Annotated in this window: 17 protein-coding genes; 7 read left to right on the top strand and 10 right to left on the bottom strand. The window is 75.0% G+C overall.

All coding sequences use genetic code 11. The annotated features are described in order from the left end of the window. Positions 1 to 33 precede the first annotated feature (33 nt). Genes ACZ5OX_RS06345 through ACZ5OX_RS06335 form a run of 3 tightly spaced genes read left to right on the top strand, consistent with a single transcriptional unit; the run spans position 34 to position 3,391 of the window. Positions 34 to 717: a vWA domain-containing protein gene (locus ACZ5OX_RS06345; RefSeq protein ID WP_465628980.1), complete on the top strand. Its 684-nt coding sequence runs from the start codon at positions 34 to 36 to the stop codon at positions 715 to 717. Beyond that, positions 714 to 1,664: a protein phosphatase 2C domain-containing protein gene (locus tag ACZ5OX_RS06340; RefSeq protein WP_465628979.1), complete on the top strand. Its 951-nt coding sequence runs from the start codon at positions 714 to 716 to the stop codon at positions 1,662 to 1,664. Before ACZ5OX_RS06345 ends, ACZ5OX_RS06340 begins: the two co-directional genes overlap by 4 nt. Continuing rightward, positions 1,661 to 3,391, top strand: a complete 1,731-nt coding sequence (locus ACZ5OX_RS06335) for a hypothetical protein (RefSeq protein WP_465628978.1) — start codon at positions 1,661 to 1,663, stop codon at positions 3,389 to 3,391. Before ACZ5OX_RS06340 ends, ACZ5OX_RS06335 begins: the two co-directional genes overlap by 4 nt. Here the strand turns inward: ACZ5OX_RS06335 and ACZ5OX_RS06330 are convergent. From ACZ5OX_RS06330 to ACZ5OX_RS06290, 9 genes are all read right to left on the bottom strand, one after another. Next, positions 3,379 to 4,230 (bottom strand): HAD family hydrolase, encoded by an 852-nt coding sequence (locus ACZ5OX_RS06330; protein ID WP_465628977.1) that lies wholly within the window; start codon positions 4,228 to 4,230, stop codon positions 3,379 to 3,381. The two genes, ACZ5OX_RS06335 and ACZ5OX_RS06330, sit on opposite strands and share 13 nt — an antisense overlap. A 52-nt stretch (positions 4,231 to 4,282) precedes the next feature. Then, the gene (serS, locus tag ACZ5OX_RS06325) at positions 4,283 to 5,557 is read right to left on the bottom strand and encodes a serine--tRNA ligase (RefSeq protein WP_465628976.1); all 1,275 of its coding nucleotides are present in this window, start codon (positions 5,555 to 5,557) and stop codon (positions 4,283 to 4,285) included. A gap of 561 nt (positions 5,558 to 6,118) precedes the next feature. After that, positions 6,119 to 7,054: a prephenate dehydratase gene (gene pheA / locus ACZ5OX_RS06320; protein ID WP_449788005.1), complete on the bottom strand. Its 936-nt coding sequence runs from the start codon at positions 7,052 to 7,054 to the stop codon at positions 6,119 to 6,121. Between the two features lie 132 nt (positions 7,055 to 7,186). Continuing rightward, positions 7,187 to 8,539 (bottom strand): iron uptake transporter deferrochelatase/peroxidase subunit, encoded by a 1,353-nt coding sequence (gene efeB, locus ACZ5OX_RS06315; protein WP_465628975.1) that lies wholly within the window; start codon positions 8,537 to 8,539, stop codon positions 7,187 to 7,189. A gap of 5 nt (positions 8,540 to 8,544) precedes the next feature. Further along, on the bottom strand, positions 8,545 to 10,578 hold the full coding sequence (locus ACZ5OX_RS06310) for a copper resistance CopC/CopD family protein (protein ID WP_465628974.1): 2,034 nt from the start codon (positions 10,576 to 10,578) through the stop codon (positions 8,545 to 8,547). A gap of 13 nt (positions 10,579 to 10,591) precedes the next feature. After that, the gene (locus tag ACZ5OX_RS06305) at positions 10,592 to 11,095 is read right to left on the bottom strand and encodes a copper chaperone PCu(A)C (RefSeq protein WP_465628973.1); all 504 of its coding nucleotides are present in this window, start codon (positions 11,093 to 11,095) and stop codon (positions 10,592 to 10,594) included. Beyond that, entirely contained in the window at positions 11,092 to 11,763 is a 672-nt protein-coding gene (locus tag ACZ5OX_RS06300; protein WP_465628972.1) for an SCO family protein, read from the bottom strand. Before ACZ5OX_RS06300 ends, ACZ5OX_RS06305 begins: the two co-directional genes overlap by 4 nt. Before the next feature lie 78 nt (positions 11,764 to 11,841). Further along, a complete protein-coding gene (locus tag ACZ5OX_RS06295) occupies positions 11,842 to 12,588 on the bottom strand; it encodes a YcnI family copper-binding membrane protein (protein ID WP_465628971.1) in 747 nt (248 codons plus the stop codon). Between the two features lie 181 nt (positions 12,589 to 12,769). Continuing rightward, positions 12,770 to 13,585 (bottom strand): hypothetical protein, encoded by an 816-nt coding sequence (locus tag ACZ5OX_RS06290; protein ID WP_465628970.1) that lies wholly within the window; start codon positions 13,583 to 13,585, stop codon positions 12,770 to 12,772. A 230-nt stretch (positions 13,586 to 13,815) separates the two neighbouring features. Between ACZ5OX_RS06290 and ACZ5OX_RS06285 the strand changes: the two genes are divergently transcribed. The 3 genes from ACZ5OX_RS06285 to ACZ5OX_RS06275 all read left to right on the top strand — a co-directional run bounded on the left by ACZ5OX_RS06285 (position 13,816) and on the right by ACZ5OX_RS06275 (position 16,124). Next, positions 13,816 to 14,460 carry an ATP-binding protein gene (locus ACZ5OX_RS06285; protein WP_465628969.1) on the top strand — a complete coding sequence of 215 codons (645 nt, stop codon included), beginning with the start codon at positions 13,816 to 13,818 and terminating at the stop codon, positions 14,458 to 14,460. Between the two features lie 85 nt (positions 14,461 to 14,545). Further along, positions 14,546 to 14,779 carry a hypothetical protein gene (locus ACZ5OX_RS06280; protein WP_465628968.1) on the top strand — a complete coding sequence of 78 codons (234 nt, stop codon included), beginning with the start codon at positions 14,546 to 14,548 and terminating at the stop codon, positions 14,777 to 14,779. Between the two features lie 34 nt (positions 14,780 to 14,813). Then, positions 14,814 to 16,124, top strand: a complete 1,311-nt coding sequence (locus ACZ5OX_RS06275; RefSeq protein WP_465628967.1) for an amidase — start codon at positions 14,814 to 14,816, stop codon at positions 16,122 to 16,124. A gap of 59 nt (positions 16,125 to 16,183) precedes the next feature. On the opposite strand, the gene ACZ5OX_RS06270 is transcribed toward ACZ5OX_RS06275, so the two are convergent. After that, positions 16,184 to 16,345 carry a hypothetical protein gene (locus tag ACZ5OX_RS06270; RefSeq protein WP_465628966.1) on the bottom strand — a complete coding sequence of 54 codons (162 nt, stop codon included), beginning with the start codon at positions 16,343 to 16,345 and terminating at the stop codon, positions 16,184 to 16,186. A 203-nt stretch (positions 16,346 to 16,548) separates the two neighbouring features. On the opposite strand from ACZ5OX_RS06270, the gene ACZ5OX_RS06265 reads away from it, so the two are divergent. Beyond that, complete coding sequence (locus ACZ5OX_RS06265; RefSeq protein WP_465628965.1) at positions 16,549 to 17,370, top strand: protein phosphatase 2C domain-containing protein; 822 nt, start codon at positions 16,549 to 16,551, stop codon at positions 17,368 to 17,370. Positions 17,371 to 17,499 lie beyond the last annotated feature (129 nt).

Raw genomic sequence — 17,499 nt, 5'->3', positions numbered from 1 at the left:
GAAGAGGTCCACCCGACAAGAAGGGGGAGTGCGGTGGCCGAGACCAAGGGTGTCCTGCTGCCCGCCTACGTACTGGCCGACGAGTCGGCCTCGATGGAACCGTACCTGGCCGAACTCTCCGGCGGCCTGGTCTCGTTGTGCGAGGGGCTGCGGGCCGAGCCGATGATCGCCGCGAAACTGCGGCTGGCCGTCCTCGGCTTCTCCGACGACGTGCGGATCCGCCTCGCGGTGACCGACATGCGGACCGAGACCAGGCTGCCCCAGGTGGTCATCCGCGGACTGACCGTCTACCGGGCGGTCTTCGAGGACCTGCTGGACCGCATCCCCGAGGACGTCCGGTGGCTGCGCGGCCAGGGGTACAAGGTGCACCGCCCGGTGGTGTTCCTGCTCAGCGACGGCCAGCCGACCGACGGCGAGGAGTGGCGGGACGCGCACGCCCTCCTCACCGACCAGCGGCGGACCCCGACCGCCCCCAACATCATCGCCTGCGGCATCGGCGAGGCCGAGCCCCGGACCATGCTCGCGGTGGCGACCCGCCCGGAGTTCGCCTTCGTGGCCCGGTCCGGCATCGACCTCGGCCGGGCCATCGGCGAGTTCTTCCACGCGCTCACCACCAGCCTGGTCGCCTCCGGCCAGGCCCTGGGCTCCGCCAACCCCCACCTCGTGGTCAACCGGCCCGACCAGTTCGTCCTCGCCATCGACGAGGTCGGGCAGTGACCCGGCGCGGTCCCGGCCCGGAGCGGGCGCCCGGCCCGGAGCAGGGGCCCGGCCCGGCCGCTGCCGTCCCCTGGGAGCGGATCGCCGTGGGCACGCCCGGGATCGAGTTCGAACCGAGGCCGCCGCGCCAGCCCGCCTACGACTTCCCCGACACCGAGTGCGACGGCTGGTCCACCGAAGCGCTGGCCGTGCGCTTCGCCTCCGTCCGCGGCGCCAAGCACCGCTACTACGGCCGTCCGCGCCAGGACGCCGCGCGCGCCGCCCTGCACCAGCCCACCGGCGCGGTCGCCTTCGCCGTCGCCGACGGCGTCTCGGCCGCGACCACCGCCGAACTCGGCGCCATCGAGGCCTGCCGGGCCGCCCTCGCCCGCACGCTCCACCTGCTCTCCGCGAGCCCGGGCCCGGTGGACTTCCCGGACGTCGCCCGGCACGCCGCCCGACGGCTCCGGCAGGTCGCCCGCTGGCGGCTGGGCGGCGGGGAACCGGACCCGGCCGAGGTCTCCCGGCTGTACGCGACCACCCTGGTCACCGGCGTGGTCCGCCCCGACCCGGCCGGCCCCGTCGTCGAGCTCTGCCGGATCGGCGACTCCGGCGCCTGGCTGCTCGACCTCCCGCACGGCCGCTACCACCCGCTCTTCGACCCGAAGTCCGCCGGCGACACCCCGCTGATCGGCACCGAGGTGACCCCGCTGCCCACCGTGCCCGACCCGATCGAGCGCACCAGCGTCCGGCTCACCCCGCAACTCGCCCTGCTGATCGGCACCGACGGCTTCGGCGACCCGCTGGGCGACGGGGACGGCCGGGTCGGCGCCCTGTTCGCGGACGCCCTCGCCGAGCCGCCCACCCCGCTCTGGCTCGCCCACCTGCTCGACTTCTCCCGCGAGACCTTCGACGACGACCGGACCCTCCTGGTCGTCTGGCCGCACGCCGCCGGGGAGGAGCGATGACGGACGACCGCTCCGTCAGGACCGTCGACCACGACGACCTGATCCTGGTCCGCCGCCTCGGACAGGGCGGCCAGGGCACCGTCCACGAGGTGGCCGACCGGGCCGACGGCCACGCCGTCGCCTACAAGGAGTACCGCCCGGAAACCCTCCCCGGGCTCGACGCCGCCGCGCTGGCCGCGATGGTGGCCCTGCTCGCCGAACTCGACCCGGCCGAGGCCCGCTGGCTCCTCGACAGGGCCGCCTGGCCCACCGCCCTGGTCCGGCAGCGGGGCCGCACCTGCGGCTTCCTGATGGGGGCCGCCCCCGAACGCTTCCACTTCGACCTGCACGCCCTCGGCGGTGCCACCGCGCCCACCAGACGGCCGGCCACCCTGGAGTTCCTGCTCAACGACGACGACTACGTCGCCCGGGTCGGCCTCACCGTCAGCGACCGCGACCGCCTGAGACTGCTCGCCGACCTCGCCACCACCCTGTCCCGGCTGCACGGCCTCGGCATCGCGGTCGGCGACCTGTCCCCGAAGAACCTGCTCTTCGCCACCGGAGCCGACGGCGGCCGGCCTGCCTGCTTCCTCATCGACTGCGACGCCGTGCGGCTGCGCGGCGCCACCGTCCTGCCCCAGGTCGAGACCCCGGACTGGCAGCTCCCGCACGGCGAGGAGCGCGGGACGGCGGCGGGCGACGCCCACAAGCTGGCGCTGCTCGCCGTACGGCTCTTCGCCCGCGACCAGAGCGCCGTCGACCCGGCCGCGCTGACCGCGCTCAGCCCCGCCCTCGGCGAGCTCGCCCGGGCCGGACTCGACCCGGACCCCGCCCGCCGGCCCGCCCCGGCGCTCTGGGCGGAGCACCTCACGGCGGCCGCCGCCACCGCCTCCACCACCCCGGCGGCTCCGTCCGTCCCGTCCATCTCCTCGGCCCCGTCGGCTCCGTCCGCCGCCGTCCGTACGGTGAGAGCCCCGGCCGCGAGCCCGGGCGCGCCGCCGCCGACCAGGACGCCGTACGCCGCCGGCATCGGCGTCGTCGCGGTCGTCGCGGCGGTCATCCTGGCGATCGTGCTGGCGGTCGCCCACAACAGGTCCGGCTCCACGACGGCGGACTCAGGACCCACGTACACGCCCGCACCCGCCTACACGCCGACGTACACGCCCACGCGCACCTACACGCCCACCTACCGGCCCAGCACCCCCGTCTTCGACCCCGCCTCGCTCGACGACGCCGGGACCGACCGCACCCCGCTGACCCCCGCCGGCCTGCTCCCCGAGGCGTTCACCGACTCCGACGGGGTGCGCTACCGAAAGACCAGCCGCTCGCTGCAGAGCTGCGTGACGTCCGGCATGAGCGACAACGTCCAGACCGTGCTGCGCAACGGCGGCTGCGTGAACCAGGTCGTCGGGACGTACAACGACCCCGAGGACAGCATGATGGTGATCATCATGGTCGAGCCGATGATGGACGCCCGGACCGCCGAGGCGGCCTACAACACCCTCTCCAACGCGTACTCCGGTGACTGGGGCTTCTGGTGCCCGTCCACCGGAAGCGGTTCCGAGCTGTGCGACAAGAACGTCAGGAAGGCCCTCCGGAACGGCTGGACCGGCTGGAAACACCGGTACCTGGTCCACACCCTGGCGCTGTTCATCAACCTGAGCTCCGACAGCAGCCTGGACCCGCGGGCGAGCGAGGCGGCCCACGCGGCGTACAAGGCTGCCGGCCCGGTCAACTACTGGGGGTAGAGGCGCTCCAGGACCTCGGCGACGCCGTCCTCGTCGTTGCTGGCGGTGACGGAGTCGGCGACGGCGAGGAGTTCCTCGTGGGCGTTGGCCATGGCGACGCCGTGGGCGGCCCAGCCGAACATCGGGACGTCGTTGGGCATGTCGCCGAAGGCGATGGTGTCGGCGGCGCGGACGCCCAGGCGGCGGGCGGCGACGGCCAGGCCGGTGGCCTTGGACAGGCCGAGCGGGAGCAGTTCGACCACGCCGGCGCCGGCCATCACCACGCCGACCAGGTCGCCGGCGGCGCGGCGGGCGGCCTCGGCGAGGGCGTCGTCGGTCAGGGCGTGGTGCTGGATGTACAGCTTGCTGAGCGGGGCGTCGAGCAGCCCGCCGCGCTCGACCCGGACGACCGGCAGGTCGGAGCCGATCAGCAGTTCGTAGCCGGGGCCGGCCAGCACCTGGCCGTCGAGGCCGTCCTGGTTGGCGGCGATGGCCAGCGGGCCGGTCTCGGCCTCGATCTTCTCGATCGCGATCGCGGCGAGCCGCCGGTCCAGGGTGAGCGAGGTGAGCAGCTTGTGCGCGCCGGCGTCGTACACCTGGGCGCCCTGGCCGCAGACCGCTATCCCGGTGTAGCCGATCTCGTCGAAGACCGGGCGGGCCCAGACCGCCGAGCGCCCGGTGACGATGATGTGCAGCGCGCCCGCGCCGGTGGCCGCGGCCAGGGCGGCGCGGGTGCGCTCGGAGACGGTCTCCCCGCTGGTGAGCAGGGTGCCGTCGAGGTCGGTGGCGACCAGCCGGTAGGGCAGGTCGCCACCGCCGTCGGCTCCGGGGGAGGCGGGGCTGGGGCTGGTGGTGCTCATGGGCCGTGCGTCTCCCGGGAGTTGCGGGTGGTGCTGGGTGGTGCGGACCGGGCTACTTGACCGGTTCGAGGACGCTCCGCCCGCCGAGGAACGGCCGCAGCGCCTCCGGCACGACGACGGAGCCGTCGGCCTGCTGGTGGTTCTCCAGGATCGCCACGATGGTGCGCGGGATGGCGACCAGGGTGCCGTTCAGGGTGGCCAGCGGGCGGGTCTTGCCCTCCTCGCGCATCCGGATGGAGAGCCGGCGGGCCTGGTACTCGGTGGTGTTGGAGGTCGAGGTGACCTCGCGGTACTTGCCCTGGGTGGGGATCCACGCCTCGATGTCGAACTTGCGCGCGGCCGAGGCGCCGAGGTCGCCGGAGGCGACGTCGATCACCCGGTAGGGCAGTTCGAGGGCGTTGAGGAAGTCCTTCTCCCACTGGAGCAGGCGGCGGTGCTCGTTCTCCGCGTCCTCCGGAGTGGTGTAGACGAACATCTCCACCTTCTCGAACTGGTGGACGCGGATGATGCCGCGGGTGTCCTTGCCGTAGGTGCCGGCCTCGCGGCGGAAGCAGGACGAGTAGCCGGCGTAGCGCAGCGGCAGCTTGTCGGCGTCGAGGATCTCGTCCATGTGGTACGCCGCGAGCGGGACCTCGCTGGTGCCGACCAGGTACCGGTCGTCTTCGGCGAGGTGGTAGACGTTCTCGGCGGCCTGACCGAGGAAGCCGGTGCCGTCCATGGCGGCCGGGCGGACCAGGGTCGGGGTGATCATCGGGGTGAAGCCGGCCGCGGTGGCCTGGGCGATCGCCATGTTGACCAGGGCGAGCTCCAGCAGCGCGCCGACGCCGGTCAGGTAGTAGGAGCGGGCCCCGGCGACCTTGGCGCCGCGCTCGGTGTCGATCGCGCCGAGGATCTGGCCGAGCTCGACGTGGTCACGGGGCTCGAAGCCCTCGGCGGCGAAGTCGCGCGGGGTGCCGATCTCCTCCAGGGTGACGAAGTCCTCCTCGCCGCCGACCGGGGCGGCCGGGTCGATGAGGTTCGCCAGGGAGCGGAGCAGGCGGTCGGCCTCCTCCTTGGCCGCGCTCTGCTCGGCGTCGGCGGCCTTGACCTCGGCGGCCAGGTCCTTGGTGCGCTGGAGCAGGGCGGCCTTCTCGTCGCCCTTGGCCTGGGCGACCTGCTTGCCGAGCACCCGCTGCTCGTTGCGCAGTTCGTCGAAGCGGCTGCCCGAGGACCGGCGCCGCTCGTCGGCGGAGAGGAGGGCGTCGACCAGGTCGACGTCCTCGCCACGGACGCGCTGCGAGGCGCGCACTCGGTCAGGGTCCTCACGGAGCAGGCGAAGGTCAATCACAGGCCCAAGCGTACCGGGAGACCGTTCCTCCACCGGTACGGCTTTTCCCCTGGGGATAACTCACCCTCGCCTGTGGATAACTTCTGTGGGGAACTCTCCGGCGGCGGGTTATCCACAGGCTGGACCCCGAACCTGTGGATCAAAGGGGAGGATTGCCTTCCGCGTGAACGAACCAGGGAATTGAGGTTTCAAACCTCAATCAACCTTCTCGGGTGAGGGAATTGAACCACTCGGACGGGTGATTTGCTGGCAACCGGGTGACTCTGGTCCGATTGATCATCTCTGCAACGCAAACCGATGGTCCGACCGGATCCGGGCAATGGCTATACCGGTTTGTCGACTCGCCCCCAGCCCTGTGGATAACTCCGGGCTGTGGACAGTGGGGGACCCCTGTGGACAGCGGCCGCCGACCGGGGGCCGCCTGTGGACGACGGGTGGAGTCGTCCGCCCCGCCCGATCGACCCGCTCCGAAACGGTCGGAAAAGGTCGGAAAGACAAAAGATGTAACCAGGATGTCCGGAAGGCGACGGAACCCGTGCCGGACTCGAGTCCGCGCCGGACTCAGATGTCCCCGCGGCCGTCGAGCGCGCGGGAGAGCCAGTCCGCCGCCGAGGTGAAATCCTCGTCCGAGGTCCCCGGCCGCCGCTGGGTGGACGCCTGCCGGTCGGCGCGCGGATAGGAGCCGAGGTACCGCACCTTCGGGCAGGTCCGCTTGAGCCCCATCATCGCCTCGCTCACCCGGCGCTCGGACAGGTGGCCCTCGCAGTCGATCAGGAAGCAGTAGCTGCCCATGCCCTCGCCGGTCGGGCGGGACTCGATCCGCATCAGGTTGACCCCGCGCACCGCGAACTCCTGCAGCAGCTCCAGCAGCGCGCCCGGGTGGTCGTCCGGCAGCCAGACCACCATCGAGGTCTTGTCCGCGCCGGTCGGCGAGGAGACCCGCCCGGGGCGGCCGACCAGCACGAACCGGGTGGCCGCGCTCTTCGCGTCCGCGATCTCCTTGACCAGCGGCTCCAGCCCGTAGATCGGCGCCGCGAACTCGCCCGCGAACGCGCCGTCGTAGCGGCCCTCGGCGACCAGCCGGGCGCCGTCCGCGTTGGAGGCGGCCGACTCCCACGTCGCCTCCGGCAGGTTGGCCGCCAGCCAGCGCCGCACCTGCGGCTGGGCCACCGGGTGGCTGGTCACCGTCTTGACCCCGGACAGCTCGGTGCCCGGCCGCACCAGCAGCGCGAAGGCGATCGGCAGCAGCACCTCACGGTAGATCATCAGCGGTGCGCCGGAGGCCAGTTCGTCGTTGGTCGCGGTGACCGCGCCCTCCACCGAGTTCTCGATCGGGACGAACGCCCCGGCCGCCTCCCCGCCGCGCACCGCGTCCAGCGCCAGCGCCACCGAGGACAGCGGGACCAGCTCCCGGGTCGCCGCCTCCGGCAGGGTGTGCAGGGCCGCCTCGGTGAACGTGCCGGCCGGTCCGAGGTAGGTGTAGCGGGTGGCCGACATGACGCCTCCGGGGATCTCGGTGCTGCACGGTCAGGGTGTGCCGAAGCAGTCACCATAACGATTCCGCGGCCCCGGCAGGAAAGCGTTCCAGTGGCCGGGACCGCGGCGGTGGACCGGGTGAACCCGGGGGAACTACCCCTCCAACAACTGCTGGCCGAGGTAGCCTCCGGGCGGCGGGCCCGGCGGCAGTGCGTACAGGCCGCTCGCCTCGTGCCGCAGGAAGCGGGAGAGGCCGTCGCCCCGGGAGAGCTTGCGCTGCACCGGGGTGAACCCCTTGCGCGGGTCGGCCTGGAAGGCGAGGAAGAGCAGCCCGGCGTCCGGCGAGCCGTCCGGCAGCAGCCCGTCGTGGTACGAGAAGCCGCGCCGCAGCATCGCCGCGCCGCCGTTGGCCGCCGGGGCGGCGACCCGGATGTGCGCGTCGGCGGGGATCGCCAGGGTGCCGTCCGGGCCCTGCGCGGCGAGGTCGACCGGGGCGCGCTCACCGGCCCCGGCGGGCGCGCCGAGCGGGGCGCCGTCCGACTTGCGCCGTCCGATCACCCGCTCCTGGCGGTCCACCGGCAGCGCCTCCCAGTGGTCCAGCAGCATCCGGATGCGCCGGAACACCAGGTACGAGCCGCCGGCCAGCCAGGCCGGCTGGTCGCCGCCGGCGGCGCAGAACACCTTGGCGGCGAAGCCCTCCTCGTCCGGCCGGGGGTTGTTGGTGCCGTCGACCTGTCCCATCAGGTTGCGTCCGGTCACCGGCCGCGCGGCGGCGCCGGGGGTGCGGGCGAAGCCGGCCGACTGCCAGCGCAGCGCCGCCGTCCCGGCCGCCAGCCGCTGGAGCACCCGCAGGGTGTGCACCGCGACCAGGGCGTCGTCCGCGCCGATCTGGACGAACAGGTCGCCGTCGCCGCGGGCCGGGTCGAGCGCGTCGCCGGGGAAGGCGGGCAGCGGTTCGAGCCCGGGCGGGCGGCGGTCGGCCAGCCCGGCCTTGTCGAACAGCGCGGCGCCGAAGCCGACCGTGACGGTGAGCGAGCAGGGCCCGGCGTCCAGCGCGACCTGGCCGTCGAACTCCTCGGCCGGCTCCCCGGCGGTCAGCCGCTCGGCCGCCCTCGTCCAGCGCTGCAGCAGGGTGCGCAGCCCGTCCCGGCCGACGCCCTCGGCCAGGTCGAAGGCGGCCAGCTGGACCCTGGCCTGCGCCGGTTCGGTGATCCCGGCCTGGTGCTCGCCGCGGAACGGCACCCGGGCCGCGCCCAGCGCCCCGCCGGACGGGCCCGCCGCGACGGCCGTCCCGCCGCCCCGCCCGTCCAGGGCGACCGCCCCGGCGACGCCCGCGCCGGCGCCGGCCAGCAGCCCGGCCCCGGCGGTGCCGAGCAGCGCCCGCCGGGTGAAGCCCGCAGGCCCCGCCGACCCCGCCGGCCCGTTCGAAGCCGACTCGTGCGCCGTCGGGCCGTTCGAAGCCGACTCGTCCGCCGTCGGACCGTGCTCCGTGGAAACGTCCGTCACCCCGCTCACCCGATCTTGAACTGCTGGGTCGGGGTGGTCTGGTCGATGTCGGAGGAGCGGACCTGCACCGACACCACCCAGTTGCCCGCCAGCGGCAGCTGCGCGATGCCGGTCCAGCGGCCGGTGCCCTCCTGGGTGAGCTGGACCGGCAGCGGGCCGAGGTCGCGGTCCGGCAGGGTGAAGGCGAGCTGCACCTCGGGAACGTCCACCGGTTGGCCGTCCGCGCCGTCCAGCGCGAGCTGTACCTCGTTCGGACCGGTCCGGGCCGGGTTGAGGCTGACGGTCGCGGTGCCCTTGGCGTTCGGCGTCCGGCCCTTGGTGTCGTACGGGAGCTTGAGCTCGACGGTGCGGCCCGGCTCGGTCTGCGCCGCCGCCCCGGGCCCGCCGGCCACCGAAGCGCCGGCCGCCCGGGCCTTGATCTCGTCCGCGACCCGTCCGGGCGGGGAGTTGGTGAGCATCGTGGTGACCACCAGCACCGCCACCGCGACCAGCGCCTCGACCAGCACCGAGCGGCGCAGCCCGGCCCGGGTCGGGGTCAGCCCGCGGTCGCGTCCGGCGCTCTGCCGGGCGGCCAGCTGGCGCTCCAGCTGCGCCTGCCGGACCGGGTCCTCGCCGTGCGCCGCCACGGCGACCGGCTCCGGCAGTTCGACCGGTGCGACCTCCTGCGCCTCGGCCGGGGCCGAGCGCAGCCTGGCCAGCCAGGTGCGGGACATCCAGGCGACGCCGAGCATCGCGACCACGCAGCCGCTCTTCACCAGCAGCAGCCGCCCGTACTCGGTGCCGGTCAGCGCGCTCCAGCTGCCCAGGCCCCGCCAGGACTGGTAGATCCCGGTCACGGCCAGCACGGCCACCGAGCCGAAGGCGATCTTCGAGAAGCGGTCCACCACCTCGACGCCGACGCCCTCGCGCAGCGCGACCAGCAGCGCGGCCAGCCCGCCCAGCCAGAGCGCCATGGCGATCAGGTGCAGGATGCCGAGCGGCAGCGCCAGCCAGACCTGGATGCCCACCGAGGCGTGGTCGGCGCCGACCCAGGTCGCCGCGAGGGCGACCGCCAGCACCAGTCCGGCCACGCCGAGGCCCAGCCGGACCTCGCGCTGCGGCCGTTCGGCGGCCCTGCGCTCCAGCTCGCGCAGCTCGGCGGCCTCGGCGTCGTCCTCGGCGGCGGCGGAGCCCTCGGCGGCGGAGCCGTCCCCGTCCTCGTCCCGCGGCTTGGGCACGACCGGCCGCGGCGGCTGCCCCAACTGCCCGACCAGGAGCGACAGGAACACCCCGCCCGCCGCGAGCAGCAGCAGCCGGGCGGCCAGCCCGGTGCCGATCCGCTCGTCCAGCGTGGCGCGCATCAGCGACAGGTCGAAGGCCTGCCCGACCCCGGTGCCGCGCTCGTACGGGCCGCGCAGCATCAGCACCGCGACGGTGGAGACCAGCAGTGCCGTCCAGCCGGTCATCAGCAGCCGCTGCACCCGGCGCCGGGCGGTGCCGGCCGGCCAGCAGATCAGCACGAAGGCGGCGACGCCGACCAGCAGCGCGAAGGCGGCGTACGCGACGGCGCGCCCGGTGCCGTACAGGGCGGCGACCAGGCCGTCGGCCTCGGCGCCCTGGAACGCGGTGGCCGACACCGTGGTGTCCGAGGGGGCGCCGATGGAGAAGGTGAACGCCCCGCCGACCGGGTGCGAGTCGTCCGAGACGGCCCGCCAGGCCACCGTGTACGTGCCGTCGGCGAGCCCGTCCTGCAGCCCGACCCGGGCGGTGTTGCCCTTGCCGTCGGCGTGCGCCGGGTTGCCGGTGTCCACGGCCTTGCCCGCCGGGTCGAGCACCCGCACGGAGTCGCCGGAGAGCGAGACGGACTCGCTGAAGGTCAGCGTCACCGCCCGCGGGGCGGTCCCGACCACCGAGTTCTGCGACGGGTCGGTGGAATCCAGGGTGGCGTGCGCGGAGGCCGGCCCGGCGCCCGCGAGCATCAGCGCGAGCAAAGCGCCGAGCACTCCGAGCACCCCGGCGATCCGGCGGTGGGTGGCCTTCTCCAGGCCGGCCGACTGCATGCTGGCGGTCCCCTTAACTCTGGCCGGGTCGGTAGGTGAGCTCCTTGACCGGCACCTTGACGGAGATGGTGCCGGACTTGGCGAAGGTGAGGTCGAGTTCCAGCTCGTCGCCGAGGGCGGGGGCCTTCTGCCATCCCATGATCATGAGGTGGTTGCCGCCGCGGGCGAGCTGCAGGGCGCCGTGCGCGGGGACGTCCAGGCTGTCCACCTGCTCCATGGTCGACGCGGTGGAGCGGTGCATGGTGACCGACTCGGCGGCCGGGCTGGTCACCTTGAGCAGCTGGTCCTTCCCGCCGTCGTTGCGGACGGTCAGGTAGCCGGCCGCCATGCCGCCGGCCGGCGGCAGCGGGATGTACTCGTCGGCGACGCTGATCCTGGCCGGGCCGGACGAGGCGCCGTCCTGGCCGCCCGTTCCGCACGCGGCCAGGATCACGCCGCCGCCCAGGGCGGTCGCGACGACGGCGCCGAGCAGGGCACTGCGGCGGAACCGGCTGGTTCCGGTCTGGACCGGGCTCACGCCGCGACCCCCTTGGCGAGCAGCGGCAGGTCGTGCTCGTAGGTCTTCTCCTCGGTGCCGCTCATGTAGAGCACGTGCGCCTTGTCGTCCGAGGGGAGGAAGGCCAGCACCTGCGCGCCGTGGGTGGAGGTGACGGTGCCGTCCCCGTTGACCACCGGGTCCTCGATCATGATGCCGAGCGACTTGGCGGCGGTCTTCACCTTGGCCAGGTCCCCGGTGAGGCCTATGAAGTCGCTGCCCATCGAGTCCAGCCAGGTGCGCAGCACCTTGGGGGTGTCGCGCTGCGGGTCGGTGGAGACGAAGACGACGTTGATCTTCTGCCGGTCCTCCGCCGGGAGCGCCTTCATCGCGACGCCGATGTCGCCCATGGTGGTCGGGCAGACGTCGGGGCAGCTGGTGTAGCCGAAGAACAGCAGGGTGGCCTTGCCGTCGGTCTGCCGGCGCAGGTCGAAGGGCTGGCCGGAGGTGTCGGTCAGCTGGAGGTCCGGCTTCTCGAAGTTCTTGGCGAGCTTGGTGCCCTGGTACGGGGTGTCCTCCTTCTGCCGGGTGACCTTGGCGGCGGTCGAGTCCCCGCCGCCGGAGGAGCCGCAGGCGGAGAGGGTCAGGGCGGCGGCCAGCGCGAGGGCGGCCGCGCCGACCAGGCGGGTGGTGCGGGTGGTGCGGGACATGCGGGTTCCGATCGTGCGCGGTGGACGGCCGGCGGCGCCGCACCCGGTGCGCGGGTGCGGCACCGCCGGCGCGGTGGGTCAGGAGGCGGAGCCGCCGCTCCTGCGGCGCAGGCCGAGCACGCCGACGGCGGTGCCGATCACGCCGACCACGATGCCGACCACGCCCAGGGTGCGGGCGGTGGAGTCGCTGGACTTGGCGTCGGCGGAGGCGGCCTGGTCGGAGCTGTCCCCGTGGGCGCCCGCGGCGGGGGTGGCGGTGACACCGTGGCCGTCGCCCCCGGCGGCCTTGGTGAGCTTCAGGACGGGCGCGGGCTTGGCCGGCTCGGGCTGGCCCTCCTTGGACTCGTCGATCCAACGGGCGATGTCGCCGTTGTCGTAGGTCTGGAGGGTCTTGAACTCCATGCTCTCGGTGTCGGTCGGCAGCGGGCCGAGCGAGACCCGGAACTCCTGGAACTGGCCGGGGGCGATCTTGGTGCCGGCGTCGGCGGTCCAGGTGATCTTGGAGACGGCCTCGGTGACGTCGTTGCCGTGCACCTTGATCGGCTTGTCGAGCTTGGCCTTCTCGACGGTGGCGGTCCAGCCCGGCAGCGGCAGGGTCCGGACCGAGGCCAGCGGGTGGTCCAGCGGGAGGTTGACCTCCAGCTTCACGGTGCTCGCGGTGTCGCTCTCGTTCGGCACCCGGAAGTCGACGGCCGTGTAGCCGCCCTGGGTGGCCGAGCCCGGGTTCACGGTGACGTGCGCGAAGGCGGGGCCGGCCAGCGCCACCACGGAGGCGGCGGCGGTGAGGGCGACGGCGGCGAGACGGCGGGTGGGAAGGGAACGCATGATGCGGGTCTCCGATCGGAGCTCGGCGGCGGCCGGAACCGGGCGACGGACGTGAGCCGTGCCGCGGGGCCGCGCGCGGGGAGGTGGGGGCAGAGCCTCGGGCCGCCCCGGGGGTCGGGGGAACGGCCGGACGGTGCGCACGCCGCGAACCCGGCCCGCACGGGGCGCCAGGAACGTCGGCTCAGTACGCGAGGGCCCCGCACGGCGGGCCGCGCCGCACCACGCTGTGCCGCAGCACCGCACCCGCCGGGAGCAGGCTCTCCCCGCCCCTGGCACCGAACCGGCGGGCCGGGCCGGCCTCGCCGAACAGACCGCGCAGCAGCGCGGCCACCAGCGCGAACGCCGTGCGCAGCGGCGCCGCCCAGTGCTCCCGGGCAGCCGCGGCGGCCACCCGCAGCAGCCGCCACAGCGCCGCCTCGCCGCGCCGCAGCCACCAGCCCGCGACCAGCGCGGCGCCCAGGTGCCCGACCAGCATCGACGGCGTCATGCCGAACAGCCCGGCCTGCCACCAGGGCGCGGTGGCGAACGCGTGCGGGTCCAGGCCCGCGGAGGAGACCAGCTGCTCCGGGGACGGGCTGCCGGGCAGGCCGACCAGCGTGCCGGGCCTCGCCTCGTTGCAGATCAGCCGGCCGGCCACCTGCGGCACGGTCAGCGGACCGGCACCGCCGTGGTGCATGCCGGACATGGCGCCGTCGAAGCCGTGGAAGAGGAAGTGCAGCCCGAGCTGCCCGGCGCCGAGCGCCCCGGCGATGGCCGCCAGCGAACGCTCCCGCCCGCCGCAGACCGCCGCGAACGCCAGCACCGCGGCGAAGCCCAGCGCCAGCGCCGTCGGCGCCACGTTCCCGCCGCCCGCCAGCGAGTGCCCGGCGGCCGCGATCAGGGTGCACACCAGCGCGAACGGGACCGCCCGGGCAAGCCGCAGGTCCCAGGCGGCGGACCCCACCGGCTGGGCCGGTCCGGGGGCGCCCGGGAGCGGGGCGGCGGCGAGGGCAGTCATGGCCGGGCCATCCTCTCATTGCGTACGCCGCTGACACGGGCAGGGTGGGAAATCCCTACGAATGCCCCTTTCGGCCGCGGCGTGCGGAGGGGCGTACGCGTCGCCCGGCACAGACCACGTCCCCCGGTCCATCCGCCGAACGGGCGGTAGCGGGCCCCGGGCACGGTTCACCCGCGAAACGCCCGGAGATACCTAGTTGTATGTGGAGCCGCAGCCAGGAGGGACCTCCCGTGGACATCTGGTGGACTCTGCACCTCAAGCGCGACCCGGCCAGCGTTCCGCTGGCCCGGCGCATCCTGCTCGGTGCGATGGCGACCGCGGGCGTCGACCCGCAGATCGCGGACGACCTCGGCGTCGCCCTCACCGAGGCCTGCGCCAACGCCGTCGAGCACGGCGCCACCGGGCGGCCCGACGACGGCTTCCAGGTCACCGCCTCGATCTGCGGCGACCGGCTGCGGATCGAGGTCACCGACTCCGGGCCCGGCCTGCCCACCCCCGCGGTGCCCGCCGCGCCCGCCCGCCGCCCGGCGGCCCCGGCCGAGGCCCGCCCGGCGGCGGCCGGCCGGGCGGGCCGGCGCACCCGCCGCGGCCGCGCCACCGTCCCGGTCCGCGTCCTCGCCGCCCACCGCCCCCGCCGCGACGGCCACCCGTACGACACCCACGTCCTGCCGTTCCGCCCCAGCGCCCCCACGCTGCGCCCGGTCGACCTGGACACCCTCCCCGACCTCACCGCCGAATCCGGCCGGGGCCTCTTCCTCATCCACGCCCTCACCGACCACGTCCAGCTCCGCAACCACCCCCTGCGCGGCGCGATCGTCAGCTTCGACAAGATCCTCAAGTGGCAGGACGGCGCGCTCCTGCGCGCGGCGTCCTGAGAACGGGCGGGCGTCGGCGCGGAGCCGGGAGCGCGGCCCCCGGCCTGCGGTTGCCGGGGGTGGGGGCGGGCCGGACGATGGGGGCATGAGGCACCAGATGCGGGCTGAGTACGGCGAGGGCGGTGCGGCCGCGGGGGTGCGGCTGTGGCACGTGGTCCGGGGCGAGGAGAGCGTCGCGATGTGCGGGCGCGAACTCGATCCGGGCGCGCGGGTGCGGGAGGCGGTGGACTGGGGGAAGACCCCGGAGCTGTGCTGCCACACCTGCGGGGCGTACTTCCTGCGCGAGGCACCGTACTTGGCGGCCGAACACCACCAGTGAGGCCGGTCGTGTGAGGCCGTCTACTGTGACCGGCATGGAGGAACCCCTCGTCCGGCCGCGGCCGTTGACCGACGAGGCCGCCGGACTGCGCGCCGGTGTGCCCGAACTTCCCGAGTACGTCGACCGGTTGTGCGCGCTGGTCGAGCGGGTGGACCCGATGATCCACGCGTTCGTGCCGGAGCCCGGCCGGTACGGGCGGCTGCGGTCGCAGGCGCGGGAGCTGGCCGAGCGGTACCCGGAGCCGGGCGGGCGGCCGCCGCTGTACGGGGTGGCGGTGGGGGTCAAGGACATCGTGCACGTGGACGGGCTGCCCACGCACGGCGGTTCGGCGCTGCCGCCCGGGGTGCTGGCCGGGCCGCAGGCCGCGGTGGTGGACCGGCTGCGGGCGGCGGGGGCGCTGGTCGCGGGCAAGACGGTGACCGCCGAGTTCGCCGCGAGCGCCCCGGGCCCGACCCGCAACCCGCACCATCCGGGGCACACCCCGGGCGGTTCCAGCAGCGGCTCGGCGGCGGCGGTCGCGGCCGGGCTGGTGCCGCTGGCGATCGGCACCCAGACCGTCGGCTCGGTGATCCGCCCGGCCGCGTACTGCGGGGTGGTGGGCTTCCGGCCGACGTACGGGCGGATCCCGGTCACCGGGGTGATCCCGAACGCGCCGAGCCTCGACACCCTCGGGACGTTCACCGCCGACCTGGCGGGCGCGGCCCTGGTGGCCCCGCTGCTCTGCGACGGCTGGCGCGCGGAGCCCGCGGCGCCGTCCGCGCCCGTGCTCGGGGTGCCGGACGGGACGTACCTGGAGCATGCCGAACCGGCCGCGCTGCGCGCCTTCGAGGAGCGACTGGCGCGGCTGGTGCGGGCCGGGTTCACGGTGCGCCGGGTCGAGCTGTTCCCGGACTTCGCCTGGATCACCCGGCAGTTGCAGGCGGTCAACCGCTTCGAGCTGGCCCGCAGCCACGCCGACTGGTTCGCCCGCTTCGGTGGGCTCTACCGGCCGGAGACGGTGGCGAGCATCCGGGCCGGGCAGGGGGTCGCGGCCGAGGACCGGGCGGCCGGGCTGCGGTTCCGGGAGGAGCTGGGCGAGCGGGTGGCCGCGGCGGGTGCGGCGGCCGGGGTGGACCTGTGGCTGGCGCCCTCGGCCACCGGCGGGGCGCCGGAGGGCCTGCACAGCACCGGGGACGCGGTGATGTCGCTGCCGTGGAGCTTCCTCGGGCGGCCGGCGCTCAGCCTGCCGGCCGGGCGGACCGCGCGGGGGCTGCCGCTGGGGCTCCAGGTGGTCGGCGCGGAGGGCGGGGACGAGCGGCTGCTGGCGCAGGCGGCGCTCCTCGAGAGCGTCCTGGCGGAGCGTTAGGGAAGCCGCCGGGGCTGCCTGTTGCCGGGCTGTGCGCTGCCGGGGCTGTGCGCTGCCCCTCAGGAGGTCCGGGAGGCGCCGGTGCCCCCGGTGCCCGCGCGCCGGGCGGTGTCGGGGCCGCGCGGCTCGTCGGGGAAGCGCGGCCCGCCGATCAGGTAGAACAGGGCGGCGGTCGGGAAGCCGAGCGAGGCGGCCAGCAACACGATGAACTCCCAGAACATCTTCCGCTCCTCGTCAGTCGCGGTCGGCCCGGACACCCGAAGGTGATCCCGGACCCGGCCCGCTCCGATGGGCCGAATCGTCCGGTCACTGTCCGACGGTATGGCCGAACCGCCCCGGCTGCCACCGGGCGCCGTGCCCCGGACCGCGCCACACCGGCGCACGGGGCTGGGCGCGGACCGGGGGCGGCGGCCACACTGTCGGGATGCAGCTACAGCTCGCAGGGGAAGCACGGCGGCCTGACCGCGAGAGCGAGGACTTCGCGGCGGCCTCGCCGGAGGCGCTGGTCCTGCTGGACGGCGCGAGTTCGCCGGCCGGCCTGGAGTCCGGGTGCCGGCACAGGACGGCCTGGTACGTGCGCCGGCTGGGCGTGCACCTGCTCGCCCGGCTCACCGACCGGTCGGACCGCTCGATCGCCGAGTGCCTGGCCGACGCCATCGTGGAGACGGCCGCGCTGCACGGCGGCCGCTGCGACCTGGCCCACCCCAACACCCCCGCCGCGATGGTCGTCGCGGCCCGGCGGCACGGTGAGGCGCTGGAGTACCTGGTGCTCGGCGACTCCCTGCTGGTGCTGGAGTTCAAGGACGGTCCGCCGAGGGTGATCGGGGACAACCAGCGCTTCCCCGGCGGGGAGGAGCTGCGCCGCCAGGTCTGGGAGACCGTCCCCGGCTCGGCCGAGCGGGCCGCACTGCACCTGGAGTACGCGCTGGCCGTGCGCGCCGCCCGCAACCGGGGCAACGGCCCGTGGATCGCCGCCGCCAGCCCGCGGGCGGCCGAGCACGCCGAGACCGGCTTCGTGCGGCTGGACCGGCTGCACGCGCTGGCGGCCCTCACCGACGGCGCCTCGCGCTACACCGAGCGCTTCGGTCTCGGCAGTTGGGGCGACGCACTGCGGCTGCTCGCCGAGTCGGGGCCGGGCGAGCTGATCGCCCAGGTCAGGGCGGCGGAGCGGGCGGACGCCGACTGCGCGCGCTGGCCGCGCGGCAAGACGCACGACGACGCCTCGGCCCTCTACGCGCTGCTGTAGCGGGGGACGGCGGGAACGGCGGGGGGGGGGGGGGGGGGGGGGGGGGGGGGGTGGAGGAGGGGGGGGGGGGGGGGGGGGGAGTGGAGGAGGGCGAGGACGCATGGCGCCGCGTACGAGGCTGCTGGTTCC

The organism is Kitasatospora sp. NPDC032121 (assembly GCF_055580145.1).
Note: the sequence above shows the minus strand (reverse complement) of the source record. Positions and strands in the feature narration are given on the sequence as shown.

Excerpts from the sequence above, each read along its gene's own strand:
- ACZ5OX_RS06335 (WP_465628978.1), top strand. The coding sequence starts at position 1,661 with ATGACGGACGACCGCTCCGTCAGGACCGTCGACCACGACGACCTGATC.
- ACZ5OX_RS06330 (WP_465628977.1), bottom strand. The coding sequence starts at position 4,230 with ATGAGCACCACCAGCCCCAGCCCCGCCTCCCCCGGAGCCGACGGCGGT.
- pheA (WP_449788005.1), bottom strand. The coding sequence starts at position 7,054 with ATGTCGGCCACCCGCTACACCTACCTCGGACCGGCCGGCACGTTCACC.
- ACZ5OX_RS06310 (WP_465628974.1), bottom strand. The coding sequence starts at position 10,578 with ATGCAGTCGGCCGGCCTGGAGAAGGCCACCCACCGCCGGATCGCCGGG.
- ACZ5OX_RS06300 (WP_465628972.1), bottom strand. The coding sequence starts at position 11,763 with ATGTCCCGCACCACCCGCACCACCCGCCTGGTCGGCGCGGCCGCCCTC.
- ACZ5OX_RS06295 (WP_465628971.1), bottom strand. The coding sequence starts at position 12,588 with ATGCGTTCCCTTCCCACCCGCCGTCTCGCCGCCGTCGCCCTCACCGCC.
- ACZ5OX_RS06290 (WP_465628970.1), bottom strand. The coding sequence starts at position 13,585 with ATGACTGCCCTCGCCGCCGCCCCGCTCCCGGGCGCCCCCGGACCGGCC.
- ACZ5OX_RS06280 (WP_465628968.1), top strand. The coding sequence starts at position 14,546 with ATGAGGCACCAGATGCGGGCTGAGTACGGCGAGGGCGGTGCGGCCGCG.
- ACZ5OX_RS06275 (WP_465628967.1), top strand. The coding sequence starts at position 14,814 with ATGGAGGAACCCCTCGTCCGGCCGCGGCCGTTGACCGACGAGGCCGCC.
- ACZ5OX_RS06270 (WP_465628966.1), bottom strand. The coding sequence starts at position 16,345 with ATGTTCTGGGAGTTCATCGTGTTGCTGGCCGCCTCGCTCGGCTTCCCG.
- ACZ5OX_RS06265 (WP_465628965.1), top strand. The coding sequence starts at position 16,549 with ATGCAGCTACAGCTCGCAGGGGAAGCACGGCGGCCTGACCGCGAGAGC.